Origin of the sequence: Harryflintia acetispora, from assembly GCA_004340125.1 — a bacterium.
GTDB lineage: Bacteria > Bacillota > Clostridia > Oscillospirales > Ruminococcaceae > Harryflintia > Harryflintia acetispora.
The window spans coordinates 30297-53420 of the sequence record SLUK01000009.1; the positions used below are offsets into that span (position 1 = coordinate 30297).

Annotated in this window: 17 protein-coding genes; all 17 read right to left on the reverse strand. The window is 44.4% G+C overall.

Annotated elements, in window-relative coordinates:
• Positions 1 to 10: 10 nt before the first annotated feature.
• Positions 11 to 730 (reverse strand): IspD/TarI family cytidylyltransferase, encoded by a 720-nt coding sequence (locus EDD78_RS10265; protein WP_132084873.1) that lies wholly within the window; start codon positions 728 to 730, stop codon positions 11 to 13.
• A gap of 51 nt (positions 731 to 781) precedes the next feature.
• Positions 782 to 1213 carry an acyltransferase gene (locus tag EDD78_RS10270; protein ID WP_132084874.1) on the reverse strand — a complete coding sequence of 144 codons (432 nt, stop codon included), beginning with the start codon at positions 1211 to 1213 and terminating at the stop codon, positions 782 to 784.
• A gap of 15 nt (positions 1214 to 1228) precedes the next feature.
• Positions 1229 to 2695: a CDP-glycerol glycerophosphotransferase family protein gene (locus tag EDD78_RS10275; RefSeq protein WP_165873191.1), complete on the reverse strand. Its 1467-nt coding sequence runs from the start codon at positions 2693 to 2695 to the stop codon at positions 1229 to 1231.
• On the reverse strand, positions 2692 to 4284 hold the full coding sequence (locus tag EDD78_RS10280; RefSeq protein WP_132084876.1) for a glycosyltransferase family protein: 1593 nt from the start codon (positions 4282 to 4284) through the stop codon (positions 2692 to 2694). The genes EDD78_RS10275 and EDD78_RS10280 overlap by 4 nt, the downstream gene beginning before the upstream one ends.
• Positions 4285 to 4342: 58 nt before the next feature.
• Entirely contained in the window at positions 4343 to 5437 is a 1095-nt protein-coding gene (locus EDD78_RS10285) for a DegT/DnrJ/EryC1/StrS family aminotransferase (protein WP_132084877.1), read from the reverse strand.
• Positions 5434 to 5841: a sugar 3,4-ketoisomerase gene (locus EDD78_RS10290; RefSeq protein ID WP_207668672.1), complete on the reverse strand. Its 408-nt coding sequence runs from the start codon at positions 5839 to 5841 to the stop codon at positions 5434 to 5436. The genes EDD78_RS10285 and EDD78_RS10290 overlap by 4 nt, the downstream gene beginning before the upstream one ends.
• A 4-nt stretch (positions 5842 to 5845) precedes the next feature.
• Positions 5846 to 6904, reverse strand: a complete 1059-nt coding sequence (locus EDD78_RS10295) for a glycosyltransferase family 2 protein (protein WP_132084878.1) — start codon at positions 6902 to 6904, stop codon at positions 5846 to 5848.
• Entirely contained in the window at positions 6870 to 8318 is a 1449-nt protein-coding gene (locus tag EDD78_RS10300; RefSeq protein ID WP_132084879.1) for a glycosyltransferase, read from the reverse strand. The genes EDD78_RS10295 and EDD78_RS10300 overlap by 35 nt, the downstream gene beginning before the upstream one ends.
• A gap of 1123 nt (positions 8319 to 9441) precedes the next feature.
• A complete protein-coding gene (locus tag EDD78_RS10305; protein WP_132084880.1) occupies positions 9442 to 10653 on the reverse strand; it encodes a nucleotide sugar dehydrogenase in 1212 nt (403 codons plus the stop codon).
• Between the two features lie 36 nt (positions 10654 to 10689).
• The gene (locus EDD78_RS10310) at positions 10690 to 14253 is read right to left on the reverse strand and encodes a glycosyltransferase (protein WP_132084881.1); all 3564 of its coding nucleotides are present in this window, start codon (positions 14251 to 14253) and stop codon (positions 10690 to 10692) included.
• A gap of 1341 nt (positions 14254 to 15594) precedes the next feature.
• The gene (locus EDD78_RS10325) at positions 15595 to 16362 is read right to left on the reverse strand and encodes a class I SAM-dependent methyltransferase (RefSeq protein ID WP_004010385.1); all 768 of its coding nucleotides are present in this window, start codon (positions 16360 to 16362) and stop codon (positions 15595 to 15597) included.
• A gap of 50 nt (positions 16363 to 16412) precedes the next feature.
• Positions 16413 to 18332 carry a tetracycline resistance ribosomal protection protein Tet(W) gene (tet(W), locus tag EDD78_RS10330; RefSeq protein ID WP_031474227.1) on the reverse strand — a complete coding sequence of 640 codons (1920 nt, stop codon included), beginning with the start codon at positions 18330 to 18332 and terminating at the stop codon, positions 16413 to 16415.
• 372 nt (positions 18333 to 18704) lie between these two features.
• Positions 18705 to 19892 carry a plasmid recombination protein gene (locus tag EDD78_RS10335; protein ID WP_228275371.1) on the reverse strand — a complete coding sequence of 396 codons (1188 nt, stop codon included), beginning with the start codon at positions 19890 to 19892 and terminating at the stop codon, positions 18705 to 18707.
• A 446-nt stretch (positions 19893 to 20338) separates the two neighbouring features.
• Positions 20339 to 21493: a helicase RepA family protein gene (locus EDD78_RS10340; RefSeq protein WP_031474225.1), complete on the reverse strand. Its 1155-nt coding sequence runs from the start codon at positions 21491 to 21493 to the stop codon at positions 20339 to 20341.
• Between the two features lie 3 nt (positions 21494 to 21496).
• Complete coding sequence (locus tag EDD78_RS10345) at positions 21497 to 21817, reverse strand: plasmid mobilization protein (RefSeq protein WP_004010381.1); 321 nt, start codon at positions 21815 to 21817, stop codon at positions 21497 to 21499.
• Between the two features lie 3 nt (positions 21818 to 21820).
• A complete protein-coding gene (locus tag EDD78_RS10350; RefSeq protein WP_004010380.1) occupies positions 21821 to 22897 on the reverse strand; it encodes a site-specific integrase in 1077 nt (358 codons plus the stop codon).
• Between the two features lie 13 nt (positions 22898 to 22910).
• Positions 22911 to 23099 (reverse strand): helix-turn-helix domain-containing protein, encoded by a 189-nt coding sequence (locus EDD78_RS10355; RefSeq protein ID WP_004010379.1) that lies wholly within the window; start codon positions 23097 to 23099, stop codon positions 22911 to 22913.
• Positions 23100 to 23124: the final 25 nt, after the last annotated feature.

The window sequence follows — 23124 nt, forward strand, 5'->3', positions numbered from 1 at the left end:
TTAAAATCTCCTATTTCAGCCAACTATCCTTTTCCATCTTTATATACGTCTTAAACATCTCAAGATCGTCTTTGGTAGTCAACTTAATGTTTTTTTCAGAACCTGCAGCCAAATAAAGGCGCTCTCCCAAATCCACCATCAATGTATTTGCATAAGTAGAGTTTTGAATTCCAACTCCCTCTGCAAATGCTTTTTCATAAGCCCAAAGCAACTTTTTAAAGCGATAAGCCTGTGGCGTGGATACGCGTCGCAACATATCACGCGGGATATACCGTGTTGTGGAAATTTCATCATCATCCGCCACAAATATCTGTTCTGTATACGGAAGCGATGTTACAGCATTGCCATACTGCCTACACTTGATTAGGATATCGTTTAGCACTCCATTATCTACCATGGGGCGTATTCCGTCATGTATGACGATAATGTCATCGGAAGTACACACCTCCTTTAAGTTGAACACACCATTGCGAATGGATTCCTGCGCGGTCGCTCCGCCCGAAACAACCCATTTGAGCTTATCAATATTGAATTGTTTCGCATAGGCCCATAGAATATCGTGCCATCCGTCAAGGCAAACCACTTCTATTGCATCGATTTCAGGATGCCTTTGAAAGCCTTCCAATGTATAAACCAAGACGGGTTTATCATATACATTTAAAAATTGCTTTGGGATATCCTGCTGCATCCGGTGACCGCTGCCGCCGGCGATTATTATTGCAATATCCATTTAATCCTGCCTTTCTGCAAAATGCTAATATTTTGCCAATAAAAATGCATTTTAAAATTTTCCGATGATTAAAGCACCTTCAGGTACGTCTTTTGTCACTATAGCCCCAGCCCCGATACAAGCGTACTCGCCAATTTCCACACCCGGAAGAATAGTGGCATTGGCTCCAATAGACGCGCCTTTATGTATATGTATTCTTTCCAGCTTAAAGTTTTTATTTTTCGAGATCGGATATTTGTCGTTACAAAATGTTGCATTTGGTCCAATAAAAACATTATCATCAATGGTCATTCCATTCCAAATTTGGACACCACACTTAATTGTAACATTATTTCCAATTACAACATTACTCTCAATTAAGCAGTGACTGCAAATGTTGCAACCGTTTCCTATCTTAGCTCCATCCAGTACAACACAGAATTGCCAAATATTTGTGCCCTCTCCAATGTGCTTGCTTGTCACATCAGACAATGGATGTATCACTATTTTCCCCCCCGTTCATTTTACATGACAAGTTAATGCAGTATCCTCTATTAAGATGTCCCTAATTCTGTCGATAGAATGTCCATCACTCAAAAGATACTCTTTTTTAAGTACAGCTTCTCTTTTCTCTTTTAAGGAATCTTTTCCTTCCCTAAGCGCATCCAAGCAAGAATCAACCTGATCAACATTGACACAATGATAAAATCCGCACGCTACGCTACTGCCAAAGCGGTTGAAAACCTCTTTTTTATGTATATATATTACAGGCTTTGCCGTTACAATAAATTCAAACATCATAGAGCTTAAATCTGATACCAAAACCGTAGCACGAGTAAAGGATAAGTCATAGGATGCATTCGTATCTATCTCACAATTTGGGTACTGTTTAAATAAGGCTTGAAAATCTTCCCATTTTTTTCTACCCCAATTAATTGAGATCTCTGATTGCATCAATGGGTGAGGGCGAAATATGTAATAAACATCTGAATGTTTCTGTACTAACTCAAAGAAATACTCATATAAATCAAAGAAACTACATGTTCCTTCTGTAAATCGCCATCTTGGTGTATACAAAATGATTTGTTTGTATTTTTTACTATCATCTACGGAGGCTAGTGAAAGCATTTTAATCTTTTCAAATTTTGGACTTCCAACAGTAGCAATGGTAGTCCTGGCCCCAGGACATTTATGCTTATAGCTTTCATAAATTTCTGTTAGCTTTTCATTTTCTGTAAACACAAAATCAAAGTGTTTTAGCTCATTGAATCCGCAAACGGTATCTTGAGTTTCTCCGGAGGCTGAACATGTAGCATAAGGAATATAACAAGTCTTTCCTATTTGTTTTGCTGCAATGTGCGACAGTGCCTTCGGCTGCTTGGAAAGATAATGTCTGTTGTAAAAGACATAATCCGCCGTAATTTCATGTAAGTTAATCCACCGTTTATCCTCTTCTATATATCCCTTGATATATGGAAGCCCAAGGGACTCTAAAAAATTACAAGCATGATAATGAACAATGTTATCATGCAACATTTCAGGACCAGCGAGGATGGATACTCTAAATCGAGCATCTTTTTGTAAGCGATGATATAAGGCGTCAAATGTATTCCAAAATTCACCCCCATCACAATAAAAAACAACATGAATCAAGTTATGCTCTTTCCTTACTTTTCTTAAATTTTTTTTATATTGTAAAACCCTCGCTCGCTGTGAATCTGTTTTCAAGTTGGTTGCTTTATATTGCATTCTCCCCCTCAAAGCCAACAGTAGTGGGATGGCAATTCCTCCTACACCAAGAAAAACTCCGCCGACAAATAAAGCTACACCAAAAAGAAAGAAACTGGCTCCAGTAAATGCTATCATAGCCAAAATTCCGGCTAAGGAAGCCATGTACCCTAATTCCCGCATGGGTCGATCGTAGCCCTTTTTTTTCAAAAACTGGATGCCTTTCAATATAAAGGCTGATAAAGGTACAACGCTCATATGGACATCCCACCGTTTCTTCTTTTGAAGTATGTTTGAAATTTGGCTACTAATTTCATTGAAACAACAATGCATTCCGCTGCTATCATAAAAAATCCAATCCAACAAAGTGCCACAGATAAATATATAAAGAAAGTATATGAAAACAGAGCCGTAAATAAAGGTATTATCGTTCCGGCCGTCTGTGTTAAACGTAGAAGAGCAGCGATAATAACGCACCCCAATCCCACTTTCATTCCGCGCTTGATATTTCTTTTCTCAAATATTCTTTGTAGATTAACCTTCAAATCACAAATATCTGCATTTCTGTTGAATAAAAAGCATGGCATGCTGGTTTTGTCAACATCTGGGCTATGGGCATTCAAACAGCAAACGATATCCTCGTCTTCAACCAAAATATCAACAAGTTGCCCTTCTCTATTCAGTTCAACCAAAGGAATATGAAGTATGTCCTGTGCATCCCTAAAACGATAGACCCATCGTGCATTTTCTTCAATATATTGTTGGGATTTTGCCACGTACTCCCGTCGTCTGTTATTATCTAAAAGGAGCTGCTTACACAAAGTCCGTGCATCGTAAGGGGAGGAAAAGGTCGGTATTTCTAAATAGCCTTTTGTTAAGTCACGAAGCTCGGAACTCTCAGAAGCCAACAGACAGGCATTTGATGCCATAACATCAAAGGCACGCCAAGAAAACGCATGGCCAGCCGCCTGTGGATGCATAGGACAAAGGGACACCTTTGAACTGTTATAAAATGAGCAATTTTCTTCCAACGTCCAGACGCGCTGCGGATTGTAAGCTGCTACTAGTTGAGGCATAAATTCCGCAAAATCGTTCCACCTAGCGTGATGTCCACTGATGGTTAATCCGAGGTCGAGCATATTGGACAAAGTTAACCAACGATAGTCAAAAAGCGAATATATTTTCTTCTTGTCCCATCCATAGAGTTCTTTTTCGCCTTTTAAATACTTATTGAGGTAATAGTCAGGGTTTACATTTCCTGTCGTCAAGCTTTCTTCAACAATAGATTTAAACTCTGTCAGCAAATCGTTGCGTTTGAGATTTCGAGATACCGTTAAATCTGTCCAGAGACGCGCCCCTAAAAAGGAAACATTCATAGTTTGTTCCATCGGAACAGCTTTTATCGATGTGGCATTCGGCATATAAAAGATGTTGGATGGGGAAAACCCCCAACTCAAATATTGGGAATTCCAGCTATTAGTAATCGTAAAGATCTTATATCTACCTATATTCGCTTTTATATATTCCGAATCACACAAATATTCCGGACTATCACCATCCCAGATTATAATTGGGAGATCAAAATACTCTAAAAATGATTTTGGAATCCTGTGATTAAAAGTGATAATTAGTTCCGGATCAAAGTGAATAGCGGCATCCAAAAGCAATTTATTTAAATGTTTTTTGTGGACAATATTGGAGTTATATTGATTAAAATACGCAGTATTTAATATAAATACATCGTTACCCTGCTCCTTAAGTTCCTTAGCGAATGCTTCAAAGTAGTACATCCGGCTATTTATTTCTACTTCCTGCATTTTGTAGTAACTAACGATTATCCGTGCCATATACCTCTCCCGTACCTGTAAAATGAACTTAGTGTAATGTTTGTTGCTAATAAAAATTCTAGAAACCGTTTAACACATTAATCACATAATCAATCTGATCATCTGGCATTCCATAATAAATCGGCAGGCTCAGTTCCTGCATTGCGGACCTCTCCGCTACAGGGAAATCCCCCTTGTGGTACCCAAGATCGCGGTAAGCTTGATGCAGATGCATCGCCACTGGGTAATGGATCTGATAGCCAATACCGTGCTTACAAAGATGCTCTTCGAGCCGGGGACGGTCTTTGGCCATCACAGCAAATAAGTGCCAGGCGTGCACACTGTCTGGATTGACGGCGGGGAGCTGTATTATTGGGTTTTTGATTCCTGCCAAATAGCGTTGTGCGATCCGTGACCGACTCTCATGCCAGCGCTCAAGGCAGTCGAGCTTAATGTCGAGTAATGCCGCCTGAAGCTCGTCAAGGCGAGAATTAAAACCCTTGTATTCGTGCATGTATTTTTTGTGTGAGCCGTAATTCCCCAGCGCGCGCACCATGTCGGCAATACTGTCGGAATTGGTGCAAACCGCGCCGCCGTCACCTAGCGCCCCGAGGTTTTTTCCGGGATAGAAGCTAAAGCCCGCGGCATCGCCAAGGCTGCCCGCACGGCAACCTTTGTAGGAGGCTCCGTGCGCCTGTGCGGCGTCTTCAAGCAACAGTAGATTATGTTGCTTGGCGATGGCAGCAATTTCGTCGAAACGGCCCACTTGTCCATACAGATGCACCGGGATAATTGCTTTGGTCCGGGGGGTAATCGCAGCTTCCACAAGCATCGGATCAAGCGAATAATATTGAGATTCAATATCCACATATACCGGATTTGCTCCGGCGTATGTTACTGCTAACGCCGTTGCAATGTAGGTCTGCGCTGGAACAATCACTTCATCGCCCTTGCCAATACCCGCCGCCAGCAGTATCATATGCAATGCATCAAGACCATTTCCACATCCAATGCAGTGAGAAGTTCCACAAAAACGGGCAAAATCCTTCTCAAATTTATCGCAATACTGACCGCCGATGAACCAGTTGGCATCGTAAACCTTAACAAAAGTATCAATCATTTTGTTTCGAATTTCTCCGTGCATGGGAGAAAAATCTGAGAACGGAACCCTCATATCTGTTTCTCCTTCAAGTAAGCCAAGAAGCTATTATAATCCCTGATGTAATCGTCCTCGCTATAGTACTCGGAAGCGAGCACCAACAACACGGCCCCTGATGAAAAATCGTACATCTCCCTCCAAGTATCGGGACCAACATATAAACCGGTACTTGGATCATCCAATAGGATATTCTCCTGAGTTTTCCCGTCATCCAACAAGATTTTACAACTTCCATGGATACAGATAAGATATTGCTCTAACGTTTTATGGGAGTGAAAGCCGCGACGCGCCCCCTGGGCAACATCGAAAATATAATAGATACGTTTGATATCAAACGGAATGTCTCGACGAGCCTCTAGAAAGGTCAGCATTCCCGTATCGTTACGACGTTGAGCGAAGGTTGTCTTTTTAACATTCACTGTTTTATCCTCCTCGTTTTCTGTAGAGGGAAAGTTTGAATCTTGCCCATGCCTCCATATATTTTATAATATATCGGAAGCCAATTTGCCCTGTGGCAAACTTATAATAGATTCTATCTTTAAGATCAAACTGCATATTCCTTTGGTAGAACAGCTCGATTCCGCCGGCGAGCATTTCGTCCAACCGCATGTTAAAATACCCTTCAAATTGGCGGTCCTTACCGCTCCAGTCATATTGGAAGAGAAAGTCACAAAAAAGTGCAAATGCCCGTTCCCGATCCTGTGGCTGAAAGAGGCCCAACAGATAATCTGCCAAGGTTAATGCACTGCCAATAAAATGGGTTTCCCAATCCGCAGTGAAGTAATGCTCACGAAAAATATCGAGCATCATCTGCTTACCTCTCAGTCGCTGCTCGAAGGAGTTAATGTCGCTGCGGTGAGTTAGCGATGGTGCGCCATCGCCATCGTGGTTCCAATAATAATAGGTGTTTTTTCTAACAATTGAATATTGCGGGGAGAGAACTGCCATCTGCGCAATGAACACAACGTCCTCTTCCATGGTAAGTGTTGGAAAGTAAAGCTGGTGCTCAACCAAAAATGTGCGGCGGAAAAGCTTTCCCCACATCGCGCCGGAGGCAAACATCAAACCAGTGAACGAGTTCCTTCTGCGGCGATAACGCATATACTGGGACAATCCCCGATCCGAGCGACAGGTGTACTCGCCAATCACTACATCCATTTGATCACTTTTTTTCAGCAGATGCTCCAGCGCTCTGGGAGGATAGGTATCGTCACTGCCGCAGAAGGCAATCCACTCACCTGTGGCATACTGAATTCCACGGTTTGAAGTTTCAGCAACACCGACATTTTTTTGATGATAGACATGTACTCGTGCATCTTTGCAGGCATAGGCATCTAGGATTTCCCCAGTATGATCAGGTGAACCGTCGTCAATCGCTACGATTTCAAAGTCGGAAAAGGATTGCGCAAGAATGGAATCTATAGTAGCTGCAATATATTTTTCATGATTATATGCCGGAATAATGACGCTGATTTTCGGCATGGAACTTCTCTCCCGTCAAAAGTTTACGATAAAGCGCCTCATATCGCGCGGCTTCATCAGAAATTCTTGGGAATGACGCCTGTAGATAAAGATTCCAGTCAAACCCAATGGCCTTTTCTATAGCTTCTTGTAGCGCCGTAACATTTCCTACTGGAAACAAAAAGCCGTTCCTCCCTTCGGCCATTGCTTCCGGCATTGCGCCAATTTCCGATGCGACGACCAGACAGCCACAAGCAAGAGCCTCCCGAAGAACGAAATTATAAGTTTCAAACCAAATCGAAGGAACAATCACGCAGTCACTATTTTGATATACCTGTGCTATCTCGGAATTGGAGATGCCACCATGAAAAACGATGCGCGAATCTCCTTTGGCCAGGGCTTTCAATTGACTGATATATTTCGCATCTCCGTCACCATAAATATCCAGTATTAAATCGTTGCCCGATATCTTGTGAAATGCCTCAAGCAAAAGATGAACACCTTTCAGACCTGAAAGAGTTCCTGCGTAAACAAAGCGTCTGGTTTGGATTCTGTTACAAGTAGGGTGAAAATCCTTTGAAATACCGTGCGGTACGACCAAAATCGGAAGTTTGTCGAATTCCGGGGCCAGCACACGGGCGACAAATTCCGAGGGGGCTGTGATATATCCTGCGCCCCACAACAGCTCAGAAGCCTTTTGATAGCGTTTTAATGGATCCTTGAGCCCATATGTTTTACAGTCTTTTCGGCACTGCGCCCCTTTATTACTGCTAATACAAAATTGACCCGATTTATTAACAAGGGTTGAGTAATGGCACATGACATTGAAGTCGGTCGTGGTTACAAGATATGGAACTTTCTGCATGCGGCATACTTTAAGAAAAGCGGCAAAGGGCTGTGGATAGGCCGCATGGATTAAATCGAAATGGTATTCATCCAGAATAATTTGTGCAAAGGCGGCCATACTTGGTTCTTCGTCAAGAAATGCGTCATAATATAATCCGCGCGGTGTCCGTTGGTAGCGAAGCTGAGTGACGGGGAGCCCCTCATACTCAAAATTTTCATAAAGGATGTTCTGAACCCTATGATGGTAGCAGTGTATATCACGCTTCCCCAAAGTAATGATTCGGACATCGTTGCCGGCTCGTTGTTGCTCTTTCGCCAGGTTCAGGACAAAACGCTCGGTACCACCGCTTTTATCAGGGAAAAAACAATGTGTTAAATAACAAATTCTGAAAGGCCGGCCAGCTTCACTTGCAAACACCTTTTGATTTTCCGACGGTATAGCACACCGTATTGCAATATCAGGAACTGTTCTATAAATTCCTGAGCGAAATCGTTTTCTATCGATCACATATCGTTCCCACGCTTTTGAGAGAAGCGCAATCGTACCAAGATTTCCCCATGAATTTGCAATATAACGAAGTAATTTCACGGCTCTCCTTTCGCAGCAGTTGGCGGTCTAATTCCAAACCAACAGCTACCTGCTCAGCTTCAAGCATTTTGTCACACATTTAATTCGCCACCGTATCTAGACTAAAACTTCTGCGGATATCAGCGCGGGTCAAATGATAAAGCTGACACAGCTATGGGAATCTCCCTTTTCCGATGAGGTATACGTCGCAACGGCAATAAATGCTGATTGATACATTTTACACCAAAGACCGAGCTGGATCGCACTCCTATGTACTGTGCGAAATTCGGCAGCTTCGCCTATAACAGAAAGGGTACTCTGCCCAAGCCAACTTTGGCTGGAGGTCGCTTTCTCATCTCACATATTCTGGGAGCAACAAATCTCGACGGTCAATAAATGGACAGACAGTTGGCCGCCTCTTCTTTTTACATTCTGCTGCATGCCTTTTTCCCATGTCTTATCAGTATAAACAATTATTCATTTGTTAATCCTAATGAGGACAACGTTATTAGTAAGTGATTAACAACGATATGATAACATAAATTAAATTATGTTACAAGTGGTTAACCCTTCCGCTTCGCCAAACTAGGCCGGTCAGACCTTAATGCTCTGACCAGCCTTCTTATTACACGCCAATCCCCAAGGTTCTTGCTAAAATTAAGTCTCGCAAAGGATGGGGATTGCTACAGATAAACAGTTTTGTCATTCATTCAAAACAAATTAAGCCATTTGAGCTGTTGTGCCTGTTTGTTACAGCTAAAATATAAGAAATGCGGCTTGAATACCAAAGCTGATCTACCAATTTTGGTCACAGCCCAACAAACTGGATAAAAGCTTCAGCAAGAAGTACCAAAATTGTGAGAGAAAACTTTTAACCTATCTGCTTTCGCCGCAGTACATATTGTATCATGCTTAACCAAAACCTTCTGTGAGACAGATTCTTTCCGGAAAAAGATATCACCAGTGCAGTTTTTTGCGAATTGACATATTTGGTAGCCTGAAATAAAGCTTATCAGATCAAAAAGGTCTCATTTGAGAGAAATCTCGCGCGACTTGGCCGCGTAACAACTTAAAAGGTCGACTGTTTGACTTGGGATCAGTCCTTCTTCTGCCGGCAGCAGGTGTCTGTATATCGTTTCTTAACCTAATTGTTATTAAAAAGGTCTCGAGTATAAACCTTTTCTTGTACATCGTACAGTGCTTCATTATTACGGTTTGCTACAATAATATCACATATTTGCTTAAATTCATCAAGCGATTTAATTACTCGAGAATTAAAGAACACCTTTTCTGCCAAGGCTGGCTCATAAACTACAACAGTGATTCCTTTGGCCTTAATGCGTTTCATAATTCCCTGAATAGATGAATGACGGAAATTGTCAGAATTAGTTTTCATTGTTAGGCGGTAAACACCAACTATAGGATTCGCTTTTTGGGGATATCCAGCCCTTTTTAAAATTTGTTCAGCGATAAAATCTTTACGAGTACGATTAGCGTCAACAATAGCCTGAATTATATTATTAGGTACATCATTGTAATTTGCCAGTAGTTGCTTGGTGTCCTTAGGAAGACAGTACCCACCATATCCAAAGGAGGGGTTATTATAATGACTTCCTATTCGGGGATCGGCACATACGCCTTCTATAATAGATTTAGAATTCAAGTTGCGCGACTCGGCATAGGTATCCAACTCGTTAAAAAAAGAAACTCTCATTGCTAAATATGAGTTGGCAAACAATTTTACAGCTTCTGCTTCAGTGGAATCCATAATCAAAGTTGAAATGTCTTTTTTGAGTGCACCTTGTTTTAGTAAAGAAATAAAAGTTTCCGCATAAGGCTGAACTGCTTGTCCAGTAATGCCCGCTATGATTCTAGATGGATACAAGTTATCGTATAATGCGTGACCTTCTCGCAAAAATTCCGGGAAGAATAATAACCTTAAAGAGGCATATTTCTTTTTTTGCAAAATGCCCTTACAGTACCCTACTGGAATAGTAGATTTAATTATAACGGCAGTTTTCGGGCAAATAGATATGATATGATCCAACACCATTTCCACAGAAGATGTATCGAAATAGTTTTTTTCAAAATTATAATCTGTGGGTGTACAAATTATTACAAAATCTGCATCTTCAAATGCCTCCTGTGCTGATGACGTTGCCCTCAAACAATATTTTTTATTTGTGAGATAATCTTCAAGTTCATCATCAGCAATTGGAGACACACTTCGATTAAGCATTTGCACACGTTCTTCGTCAATATCCAACACCGTAACTTTATTATGCAAGGCCATTAACATAGCATTTGCCATTCCGACGTAACCAGCCCCTGCGACTGCAATTTTATAATGCCGCATATCTAAAAGGTCCTCCAATCGATTAGTCTTTTAAGACTATCTATCAACCCATTCATTTATACTTCGACTAGACTGTCCCCATTCTACATCTGTAATATTATTCATATCACAATATTGGCAGAAGGGTTGAGCATTTGCCATAAACTCCATAATCTCTTTACCATCTGTTGCTTGGTTTAAATCTACATAATCCAAGTTGGATAACCTGAACTTTCCAGTTATACCATCTTTCTCCATATGCTCATTCAAAGTGTCGTAGAAAGGAGGAACTGGACAATGATATAATTTCCCGTCCCTTAATTGTGCGCAATCCGTGTAGGGACAACGAAGATAGGAATTCCATGAATTAAAAGTCCCCTTCGTATTGAGCGGTATTCTCCGGAAATAACGGATCGCTTCTTGCCCTCCAGCAGAAAATACGTTAACCCCTCGTTCAATTACATATTCCTCCATTTTCTTGTAATCCATATCAATGGGGTATTGAGTATATTTTAAAGCAATATCATATTTTTTCATTGTCTTCCAAAATGAATCAGACATTTTAAACACCAAAATACCATTGGTGGTAAAATCTATTCTTGCATATGGAAAAATTTCTCTGCCGATTCGAGCAAACTCTTCTATTTCGGGATGTAACAAAGGCTCTCCACCCAGTAGATGAATTTGTAGAACTTTATCACCAACAAGATCATGCAGCTTACGAAGGTCTTGTTTAAATGATTGAGGATCGGCAAAATGATTCTTAGCTATTGGTGAGAAAGTACTGCAGCATTTACAGTTTAAGTTACATTGATCCACTAAATGATAGTCCAGATGCTCAATAAAATTTCTTTGAATAGTCCGGGACATCAATAAACTATTTTCTTTATTTGCTCTTATTATTGTATTAACTATTTGATTCATCCGAGAAGTAGTTAGATCAATATCGGATTTTATTATTTGCCGATCTTGCTGTAACCCATGGTAAATAACATCAGTTAATTGGGTATCTTTTTGGATAAGTTTGAGAATATCATTAAGATCCTTTCCGCGCTGTGTTTCAATTTCCTGCATCTCTTTATTTACATTGCTTAGAGCCGATCTTAACTGGATATTTATGTTGTGAATATCCAGAATTTGATTTTGTAAATTGTCGAGCTGATTCAACTGATAGCGAGTTCCAGTGATATGGAAAAGACCCCAACGGACTTTTTTCACAACGCGCACAGGGAACATTATAATGCGCCCTACCTTCCAGCTATTGGAACTTCGGATCGCATCCGGAGTTTTCTCTATGGGAATAGTAGAACAAAGCGGATGTATAAATATGCCTTTAATTTTTCTTGGTAACCAAGTAACGGCTCGTCCAATACGCCAAGTATGACTTGCATATAATTGTGCCGTTTCTATTTCCTTTTCTTTCTTATATTTCTTTTTATTTTGGATCTCAATGCGCTTTTTTTGCAGGACTTTGAATTCCGGCAGCATTAATCTTACGAAAGCATCCTCCCCAAACATTCGATAATAATCTCGTATTTCACGTAAAACATTATCCTCCGACTTGGAACATACTGGAAGTGGCATGGCGACATTATTTTGTAAATAAGTATAAACCTTTTCATATGAATAATTGTTTTCGAACCAAGATTTCGCTTTGGCAGAATGCTCCATTAATTCCTTGGATCCAATATTATTTAATGTTTCAATGAATTCCTCTGAAGTATTCCAAAGCATTGCACCAGGATAAATAAAATCTGGATTAGAAAGTCGAGTAAATCCATTAAAGGCAACAATAGGAATTCCAGCAGCCATTACTTCCAGACTCAGCTTATATGAAACTACTGGAAACGGTTCAATAAATACATCCACATGCTGAGCCAGCAAAAAGCTGGAAACATCTTCCACCCATTCTGTCTGGCGAAAAGCATCCTTCGGAAGATTATGCTCTTTTAAATATGTAGATATATATGCGCGTTTTTCCTCCGGCAACGGCCCTAAATGATAATGTACTCCGCGCGTTACATTTAGTAAGTCGAGTACCAAATCTATATAAGCTGGCTGACAACCATCTAATTTATAAAATCGCGCAGCTCCGCTACAGGTAATTAAAGAGGAATGGTTGAAAAAAGGAGAGTAGGGGGCCATACTGTGGGAATTTTTAGTCGACCAAGCAGGTATGTACAGAACTTTATTTTCAAAATACTTTTTTAGCAGCTCCACATCTACCGATCGCTTGGCAATAATATAATTTATGTTGGGATTGGAAATGCCACAGATAAAACCATGGTCATAAGAAAACAAAGTGACATTTTGACATGGACCCTGCTGTATTAAAGCAGTAGCTAGAGTATCCATGTGTGAACAATAATAATACGCTCTAGCAGGAGATATCCGTGTCCATTGGTGCTGTAAATAATCCAAACGTTTTTCAAATTCTATAGGGGCAATTATAATTTGCAAATTGTGAAAATGTGAAAGCAACTGAATTGCCTCATCATCAACATTGTCGGGATTTGTTACAAATAGATATACCTGTTGCCCTGCATTCATTTCAATTAGTTCAAAGATTTCACGAAAAATGCCACCACCATGCGGTTTGAGAGCACAAGCAACAATAGCAACTTTGTTAACATCGGCAACTGTCTGAACAGTTTCTGGATGATATAGACGATAAATATATCCTAAAGTTGCACACAAACTATCTATAAACTCGGAATAATAGAGGGCATTTAAAATGAAATCTTTTTCTCGAAAAGCATATATTCCACATTGTCTCTCAAGACGTCTAAGTGCTTCCTCGATAGAAACGGAAACATAACTACGTTGCTCATCTGTTGCCTGATCTTGTCCTTTTGTCCACCAATCAATTTGTGCCTGTATTTTGTTTTTTTCAAATGAAGATCGTACAATATCATTCCAGCCATGAAGGAAGAGCAATTGTCTATGATATTGTTTTTTTTGTGACATACTTGACCAAATTCCGTTGTATGTAAACACATATGCTGAACCAACAAAATTAAGTACCTTGACTTTTTTACCAGTATACATTAAAGTAAAAAAGGTTCGTGAAGAGTCGCCGCGAAAAACATCACTGCGAAAATGTAGTGGGACATGTCCTCGATAAAGATTTCGATACATGTAAGTTGAAGTATGGTAATAACCAGCATTCTGAGTTAAAAAATCTGGATAAGTAAAGCTTTCTCGTATAGTTTGATCTGGTATATTGACGTTTCCATTTCCCAAATCCATAATGTAGTAGTGTGTTACTGCAGCATATTCTTCACGAATATCCTGCCGGAAAAAGTCAATTTGTCGCTGCAATTTATTCGGAACGGTGTAGTAGTCGTCGCCATCCAATACACAGAAATAGTCTCCTTGTGCTATACATAATGCCGTGTAAAATGACTGAGCGTTACCACAATTCGTTTCATTATTTACAATTTTTAAATTTTCATGTTTATTAGCGTAGTCCCTAAGCAAATTTTCTGTGTTATCCGTAGACGCATCATTGACTACAATAACCTCAAATTTAAAATCCACACTTTGGATATAAATAGAATTGAGAGCTCTCAATATAGTGGATTCCATATTATAGCATGGCATTATAATTGACAAATCCATGTAAACCCTCCATTAGCAAATAGACATATGCTCTTTCTTCTTTCGACGAATCATAAAACATAAAAAAGCATTCCCGCGAATCCGAAGTTATAATTTTTACTGTTATCGTTTGCTGAAGCTTCGTCGAACAAAGAGCAAACGACATTTCCAAACAATAGCATAATTATAAATAGTATATCTTTTCTAAGAGCGGTATAGGGTTTCGTATTTTGTTTTAATTGTACAAAAATAGGCTGCATAAACCCGACGAAATCGTCGAAAGATTTATGCAGCCTGAAGGCTGAAGATGATACCCATATGATGATTAAAAGCATAATTATACTATCATAAAAGGGGCTAAAGTACAAGCAGTTTGTTTTCCCATATCATCTAGCGCAACGGATAATAAATAGTTTAAGAAAAAGGATGAAACCAAACGGGTAAAGTTGAGTTGTCTACTCTTGATTTATTTGGGATATGCACTGCTTGCTATACATAATTCTGGAGACGTCATGAACGCCACCATCTTGATTCATCATTGGTTTCCTGTATGGTCATGCCCCTTACTCTGACCGCAGATAATCCAACTATTACTATTTCTGTTTGTTGGATTGGAAATAAATGGGAGCAGCTGAATGAAATATCACTCCTCTCAATACTTACCCGAACGGCTGTAGAATGCCATCGGCGTTTGACACCACACAGCGGTGGGCCAAGGTTCCCTCCCAGGCTTTGAGTGATATGCTGATAGAGGGCCTAAAGTCTGATAAATAGCAAAAAAAGGACTATCTGATTTTAAAAATCAGATAGTCCTTTTTTGATGGAATAATGAAAAGTGTTGCCAAATCGTTGCCATAGCGGGAGTTAGGCGCTGAAAAAGCCCGATATTACTGGCTTTTTTCGGCCTATGACATCATTCCCACTCGGCAAATTCAGATATAGTAGGGTGTATTTGAGGTGATTTCGCAGGAAAAACTTTCGCAAATATGTTAATATTCCACCTGCTATTTTCGGCTGTAAAGTTTATTAGTATCAAAATAGTATCACAAAAGGCTGGGAAATACAACAGAATTATGTGGAGCTCTACATAATTCCGGCACGGACGGACGCTGTCAGGCACAGCGGATAACAGCCTTGCAAGAGGCGTTGTACCTGCGCTGGATATATTCTTGATAGGCTTTCTGGTCTGTCATGGAAATTCCCCCTCTCTGAATAATAGTGCGGGGCGGCAGCACTCCTTGCTGTCGCTCCTTGACTGCCTAACTGCGAAACCGGGCGGGGCTGTCAACGGTGGGCGAAGCCCGTTCATCTTGACCGCCCGCTGGCTCGGCTGGCTTTGCTATTTACCCGACAAACTTGAATTTATTGTAAGGTATCACGTTTTACCTTCTTAAGCCTTACTATCATTACCATAGGAATTTCTTTGTTGGTTTTGAAACATTCTTCATAAAATCCATCAATGACAAATCCAGCTCTAAAACAAAGGTTAAAAATATCTTGTATGGAACGATGATAATAAATCTGCTCTTTCGGTTGCCCTTCAATCGCTATATCATAGTAACTGTGCGGTGTCATATATTTTTCAGTCAACGTGACAAAACAAGGGTGTTGCGTTGCAAAGACAAAAATTCCGCTTTCCTGCAACAGTTCATAAACAGCCATAAGAAGTGGTTCAATATCCGTAATATCCATAATTGCCATATTAGAAACTGCTTTCGTAAAGGCTCGATTTCTTTTTAATTCTAATATACTTTTTCTATTGGTCGCATCCGCCACACAAAATTCAATTTGTTTTGCATATTGTGATTGCCGTCTTTTAGCCAATTCTATCATTTTTTTGCTGTAATCAAAAGCGACAACCGAAGCGCCTCTTTGTGCAAGATACGAAGAATAATTTCCATTGCCACACGCAATATCCAAAATATAATCCGCAGGATTAGGAGATAGAAGTTCCGTTACTTTGGGACGCACTACCTCTCTGTGAAATTCATTAGATTCGTCACCCATTGCATTATCCCAAAATTGTGCGTTCTCCTCCCAGATTTTTTTACTTTCCTCTGTTCCCATGTTCTCTCCCACTCCCAAAATTTGCTTTTTTGCTTCCATTAAATCTTCCTTACGATATTCCATTGTTACCCTCCATAACTTCTGATTGTTGCCGTCTTGACGATTATGTATCTTTACATTACCTTCTGAAACATATGGCGCACCTTGTCCAGGCGGTTGTTTGGACGGCGGGGCTGGATGACCGGCTGGCCGACAGCGGCCTGATACCCTTTTAGCTCTGTAAGGCATACGCTCTGCCCGTTGGTGTAAAAGGCCAGATCAGTACGGTATGCCTGTATACAGCGGGCGGGAATCTCGCCAGTAAAGACAACTTCATCCTTTTTTACCTGGGCCGTTTCGATGGTGGCACAGTATTTCGGTGCATCATGATAAGCCCTGGAAAGGTATTCCTGGGGCGCATAGAGGGTGAAGGAGAGATAAGGTTCCAGCAGCTGCGTCCCCGATTCCTTCAATGCCTGTTCCAATACAATCGGGGCCAATGAGCGGAAGTCCGCCGGCGTGCTGACTGGACTGTAATAAAGCCCGTATTCAAAGCAAATCTTACAGTCCGTTACGTTCCAGCCGAACAAGCCCTGCTCCAGCCCGTAACGGATACCATCCCTGACAGCGTTTTGAAAACTCTGGTTCAAGTATCCCAGCGAAACCCGGCTCTCGTATTGTACGCCGGAGCCAAGCGGGAGTGGTGTAACAGACAGTCCGATAGATGCCCAAAACGGGTTGGGCGGCACCTCGATATGGATGGTGTGGCTGGCTGCTTTGAGCGGCCGCTCCATATAAATGACGGTGGGTTCCTTTACCACTGTTTCAATCTTGTATTTTTCCGACAGCAAAGCGGAAACGACCTCCAACTGCACCCGGCCCAAAAAAGAAAGAATGATCTCATGGGTGATGGAATCCACTTCGCAGCGCAAAAGCGGGTCAGTATCCGCAAGTTGCGTAAGAGCGTCCAGCAGCCGTTCTCTTTGCGCTGCCGTTTTCGGCGCAATCGTCGTCCGCAGCATGGGGAGGGGGGCCTCGCGCCACCTTTTACGAGGGAGCCGGGTTTGATCCCCTAATACATCGTTTAACCTCACGCTGTCGCTGGGAAGGATAACAATTTCGCCCGGATAAGCGGTGTCTGTCCGAACAATTTCCCCTTTGGATGGAATACGCATCTCTGTGATTTTCAGCTTTTCTCTCCCGGCCAGGGCCACCGTATCCCGCAGGCGCAGCGTTCCGCTGTATAGCCGCAGATAGACACGCCGCTGGCCGCAATCGGTGTACTCAACCTTGAAAACGCTGCCGCATAGGGTGGCGCTCCCCTGTTCCCCAATCGGTTGGAACAGTCCTGTCACCGCATCCATCAACGGTTGAATGCCAAGGCCCTTTTTGGCGCTGCCATGATAGACCGGAAACAGGGAGGCTTCTTGAACCCGCCGCTGTTCCTCCCGCGCAAGTTTTTCCTGGCTGATTGGTTCTCCTGCGATATACTTTTCCAATAATGCATCGTTATTTTCGATGACCGCATCCCATGCTTCTATGTCGGTATTTTCCTCCAGGACTATTTCCGGGGACAGCGACACCGTCTGCTTGATGATAATATCGGCGGAGAGCTTATCCCGAACAGACTGAACCACGCTCTGCAAATCAACGCCAGCCTGGTCGATCTTGTTGATAAAGATAACGGTGGGAATGTTCATTTTCCGCAGGGCATGGAACAGAATACGGGTCTGGGCCTGCACGCCATCTTTCGCGGAGATCACCAAGATGGCCCCATCTAAAACAGCCAAAGAGCGGTACACCTCCGCCAAAAAATCCATGTGGCCGGGCGTATCCACAATGTTAACTTTACATCTGTGCCACTGGAAGGAAGTGACTGCCGCTTGAATGGTAATCCCACGCTGCCGCTCCAAAAACAAGGTGTCCGTCCTCGTTGTCCCTTTTTCGACGCTCCCTGGTTCTGAAATGGCTCCACTGGCATATAGCAGACTCTCCGTCAAGGTCGTCTTTCCAGCGTCTACATGGGCAAGAATCCCGATATTGATAATGTTCATGTCTATCCTCCATACAAGGCCCGAATGGGCGCAAAAATCCCCAGCGGCTAATACTTTTACCGCTGGGGATCATGACTTCGGACACACAGAAACATACACGACTTACATAAGCCGCGGTCCGTCACGATATTTACTAAAAAGGCAAAAGTATTCTTAAAATTGGGTACAAAAACCAAGCCCCTGCAAGGGGCAATCATTTTTGCGCCCATTATCAAATTTTATTTAAGAATACCTTGCCGCATATTTGATAGACTCCTCAAATCAGGATAATAGCAGTATATCATAGTACGCTCTAAAAAACAAGAAATCATTTTACCGATTCCACAAATAAAATCGGAGGGTATTCACTGGAATACCCTCCGGTTTTGGTGATTATCGTGCGTCTATCCGAATTTTTGACTTTGCGGCCCGTTTCCGTTCCTTTTCGGCATGTTCCTGCTGGTAAGCTGCCTCTAATATTCTGTCCACTTGTTCTGGGCCAAAGGCCCTTTTGACCCGCTCATAGTCAGCGGAGACTTGCCGCATGGCCTTGTTTTCCAACTTGACCTCCTGCAATCGATCAGACAGGCGGATGTTGCTCTCCCTCACCCGGCCATAGTCCCCTTGCAGACGCTCAAATTTCCCCCGCAGCTCCACATAGGCCAGATACAGGGAGCGCAGCACCTTGACGATTTGGGCCAGCAGGGGCTTTGCCTTTTTCTCTCGGTAGGCCCGGCCTGTTTCCAGCGTTCCCGGCTCCGGCAAAATCTCCTCCGGATTGGCGGAGAAATCCGCTGCCAACCGCTCCATATTTTTCACCGCCGGGGCAAGTTCTTTGAGCCGCCGTTCCTGGCTCTCCACCTGGTTTTCTTTCTCCGCCTTGACCGTCTCCAGAACGGCGATCTCCTTTGCCCGCTGCTCTTTCTTGTAGTCCAGCACAGACAAGTGCTTGTCGTGGGTGCCTTTGTCCTCCCACTCAATCCCGTGGCGCTCCATGACCAGGGAAAGCTGCTCCTTTTCCGAGCGCACCCACTGGCTCCACTCTGTGTCCCCTCTGGTGCCGCCCTGGAAACCCTGGGCCGCTAACGCCTGTTTCAAAGATACCCTCGTGTCCAGCCCTCGCTTGCTCCCGGTGGTGAATGGTACAAAGTCAATGTGCAGATGGGGCGTAGCCTCGTCCATGTGGAGGTGGGCAGAGAACACCCGGAGTTGGGGGTTGCGCTCTTGAAAGCCCTTCATGTACTCGTCCAAAACCGCTGCCGCAAGCTGTCCCTCCTCGCTGTCGGCGCTCATATCATCTCGATTGCCCACTTGCAGGATGATTTCATGGAACGGCTTTTCCTGCTTGCCGGAGCGGATCTTCTCATAGTAATCCTCTATCCTTCTGTCGGCCCTGGTTTGTTTAGCGTTGTACCGTTCCAGAGCCTCGTCAAAGAGTTCATGGTACACCGCCTTGATATTCTCCTGGCAGTAGGTTATATTCAAGTGGGAGCGTTCCGGGTCAGTGTTCTTGGCGTGGAATTTTCTACTGTTATGGTTCACCGATCCTTGGCCCACCATGGCGCTGATTGTCCTTTTCAAATCAATCCCTCCTCCCTTTTCCGCCGCGCAAGCGGCGAGCCTTTGTTACTTTCTGCGAAAGTAACGCAAAAGCACTTTTGACAGCCTGACGGCCATCAAAAGCGCATTTGCGCCCTACGGGGTGGTGTGGGGGCTTTGCCCCCGGCAACTGCGGTTGCCTCCCCCAGCAGGGCCGCCCTTTGAAAAGGGCACCCTGCACCCCGCCTAAACTTTGTCACTCGCCGTTGGGCAGGGTGGAAAGGCCAGGGGCCTTTCCACCGCCCGGCAAGTGTTTTCCGTGGGCCGAAAGTCAAGGGGTACGGGTTGTATTGACTTGCGGCAATCTCCACCCGCAGGTATGCCCCCCTTGACTTTCGCCCCCGCTCCCCGTGACAGCCGTGACGACCGTGACGATGTTTTACACACCGCCTCCGCACTCCGAAAAGCTGTCACAGCTGTCACGGTCGTCACGCCTGGGGTTCCTCCAACGTGAGCTTGATACTCCGCCCGGCATGGGTTCGGGCGCTTTCATAGTGGATGTGGTACTCATAGGACAGCCGCCACGCCCGGACATTCAGCCGCATAGCCAGGGCATTGGGTTTCATATCCAGCCCCAGGGCGGCGACAAGTTCCGTGGCCGTCCCTCTCCACTCTGGCCGTTCCGCCGTTACCAGGGCGGCAACAGCCTCCAACACCGGGTCAGGCGGCTCCTGCCGCAGCTCCGTTTCCCGCCGCTCCAGCTCCCACACAAGCCGTTCCTCGTCCCGCTTGAGGTAGAGGCGCTGGTCTTGCTGATCCCGCCCAGAAATGTCCAGGGTGGCGGCGTTGTCTGCCCGCCGCTCCTTTTGGAGCAGAAAGGCCCCGTCTGCCGCACCCAATAAGCCGTTGGTGCCGGAGATCATATCAAACTTATCATCGGCCTGCTGCTTGCGGGTGTGATGTACAACCAGGAGGCAAACCCCGCTTATATCGGCAAACCGTTTCAGTTTGGTGATTACCTCATAGTCGTTGGCATAGCTGTACTTCTCTGCCCCGGCCTCCCGGATTTTTTGCAGGGTGTCGATGATAATAAGCCGGGTGTCCGTGTGTTCCCGGACAAAGCCCTTTAGCTGCTCCTCCAGGCCACCGCCGAGCTGCTTAGCTCCGATGGCAAAGAACAGGTTTCCGGTACTCTCTACTCCAAACATCCGGTACAACCGCTCCTGTAAGCGACGGTGGTTGTCCTCCAGGGCCAGATAGAGGACTGTCCCCTGGCGCACCTCATACCCCCACAGGGAAAGGCCCATACTCACATGATAGGCAAGCTGGGCCATGAGAAAGGACTTGCCCACCTTGGGAGCGCCCACAAAGAGATATGTCCCCGCATAGAGCAGACCGTCTACCACAGGAGGTCTGCCGGGGTACACCTGTTCGTAGAGGTCATTCATAGACACGGTAGGCAGATAGGCCGGGTCATTGACCCGGCTTATCTGCCGCAGGATTTCCTCCAAATCTCTTTCCGGGGGCTTGTGTTCTGTCACGCCCTCTGCTATACTTTGGTTAGGTTTTTGTGAGAGCGACTGTCCCCCGTCTGCGCCAACAGGCGGATATGGGGCAGTCGTTTTCTCTTGCAATCTATCCATCTATCAATCCTCCCTCATGCCGTCCATGATGGCGGCGATCAGCCGGATGGTGTCCAGCAACTCCCCATCCACGCCATTCCCGGCCTCGATACGCTCCAGTTCTTCCAGAACGGCGGCCAGCTCGTTCCGCAGGGCCTTATACACCCTGGGGTTGCCCTGTACCACCACATCCCGGCACAGCAGCCGTCGGGTGATGTAGTCCTGTTTGGTAAGGCCGGAGAGCCGCACAGCGGTTTCAATTTCCCTGTCCTCATCCGGGGACACCCGGAAAGCCACAGTTTTGTTTCTCCAGCGGTTGTGTCGGTCAAGATTTTTCACTGACATGATTTAGGCCCCCTTTCGCTCCATGTCCAGTTTGTCCGCCATCTCCGCCTGCCGGGTGGGGAACAGGTGGGCGTAGCGGTAGGTAATATCAATGCTTTCATGTCCCACCCGGTCAGCGATTGCCAGGGCCGTAAAGCCCATGTCAATGAGCAGCGAAATGTGGGAGTGCCTCAGGTCGTGTATTCTGATCCGCTTTACCCCGGCCTCTTTCGCACCCCTGTCCATCTCCCGGTGGAGGTAGGATTTTGTCACCGTGAAAATGCGGTCGGTGGGCTTCACCCCATACAGGCTCTTGATATAGTCTCGCATTTCTTCACAGAGGAAAGCGGGCATTTGAATGACCCGGTTGCTCTTAGGGGTCTTGGGGTCGGTAATCACATCCTTGCCCTTAATCCGCTGGTAGGACTTGGAGATGGTGACGGTCTGTTTCTCAAAGTCGAAGTCGCCAGGAGTGAGGGCCAGCAGCTCCCCCTCCCGGACGCCGCACCAGTAGAGCATTTCAAAGGCGTAATAGGAAAGGGGCTTGTCCATCATGGCCTCGGCGAATTTCAGATACTCCGCCTTTGTCCAGAACAGCATTTCCCGTCCCTTTGGCTTTCCCATATTGCCCGCCTGGGCAGCGGGATTGACCTTTAGATTGTAGTGCCGTACCGCATGGTTGAACACGGCGCTCAACTGATTGTGCAGCGTTTTTAAGTACACCGGAGAGTAGGGCTTGCCGTTCTTGTCCCGGTAACCCAGCATTTCATTCTGCCAGGCGATGACCTCCTTGGAGTGAATGTCGCACATCTTCCGCTTGCCGAAGTACGGCACCAACTTCTTGTAGAGGATATGCTCTTTCGTCCCCCAGGTGTTTTCCTTGATACGGCCTTTCATGTCCGCCACATAGACAGCCACGAAGTTTTCAAAGGTCATTTCCAGGTCGGCGGTCTGTTGTTGCAGGAATGTCCGCTCCCACTCCAGAGCCTCCCGCTTGGTGGGAAAGCCCCGTTTCATTTTCTTTACTTTCTTGCCCGTCCAGTCCTCGTAGTAAAAGGACGCATACCATGTGCCCTTTGCCTTGTCTTTGTATGCCGGCATTGTGGTTCCCTCCTTATTGTCTGTCCCGCAGCCCATAGAATTTTTCCTCGAAGTAGCGCCTGCTTACCCGTCCGGGAATGGTGAGAAAGCCTTTTTTCTTCAGCTCCTCGTTCATCTCCCGCACCAGCTTGTAGGCGTAGGGCTTGGAAATGCCCAGCTCCCTGGCGACCTCCTCTGCTCTCACAAACAGCTCCTTTTCCATGGTCAGCACCTCCTTATTTTAGTTT

Coding starts and splice junctions, on each gene's coding strand:
- EDD78_RS10295 (WP_132084878.1), bottom strand. CDS start 6,904: ATGCCGAAAATCAGCGTCATTATTCCGGCATATAATCATGAAAAATAT.
- EDD78_RS10345 (WP_004010381.1), bottom strand. CDS start 21,817: ATGTCAGTGAAAAATCTTGACCGACACAACCGCTGGAGAAACAAAACT.
- EDD78_RS10340 (WP_031474225.1), bottom strand. CDS start 21,493: ATGGATAGATTGCAAGAGAAAACGACTGCCCCATATCCGCCTGTTGGC.
- EDD78_RS10275 (WP_165873191.1), bottom strand. CDS start 2,695: ATGAGCGTTGTACCTTTATCAGCCTTTATATTGAAAGGCATCCAGTTT.
- EDD78_RS10325 (WP_004010385.1), bottom strand. CDS start 16,362: ATGGAATATCGTAAGGAAGATTTAATGGAAGCAAAAAAGCAAATTTTG.
- EDD78_RS10350 (WP_004010380.1), bottom strand. CDS start 22,897: ATGCCGGCATACAAAGACAAGGCAAAGGGCACATGGTATGCGTCCTTT.
- EDD78_RS10280 (WP_132084876.1), bottom strand. CDS start 4,284: ATGGCACGGATAATCGTTAGTTACTACAAAATGCAGGAAGTAGAAATA.
- EDD78_RS10355 (WP_004010379.1), bottom strand. CDS start 23,099: ATGGAAAAGGAGCTGTTTGTGAGAGCAGAGGAGGTCGCCAGGGAGCTG.
- EDD78_RS10305 (WP_132084880.1), bottom strand. CDS start 10,653: ATGCGGCATTATAAAATTGCAGTCGCAGGGGCTGGTTACGTCGGAATG.
- EDD78_RS10285 (WP_132084877.1), bottom strand. CDS start 5,437: ATGAGGGTTCCGTTCTCAGATTTTTCTCCCATGCACGGAGAAATTCGA.
- EDD78_RS10310 (WP_132084881.1), bottom strand. CDS start 14,253: ATGGATTTGTCAATTATAATGCCATGCTATAATATGGAATCCACTATA.
- EDD78_RS10265 (WP_132084873.1), bottom strand. CDS start 730: ATGGATATTGCAATAATAATCGCCGGCGGCAGCGGTCACCGGATGCAG.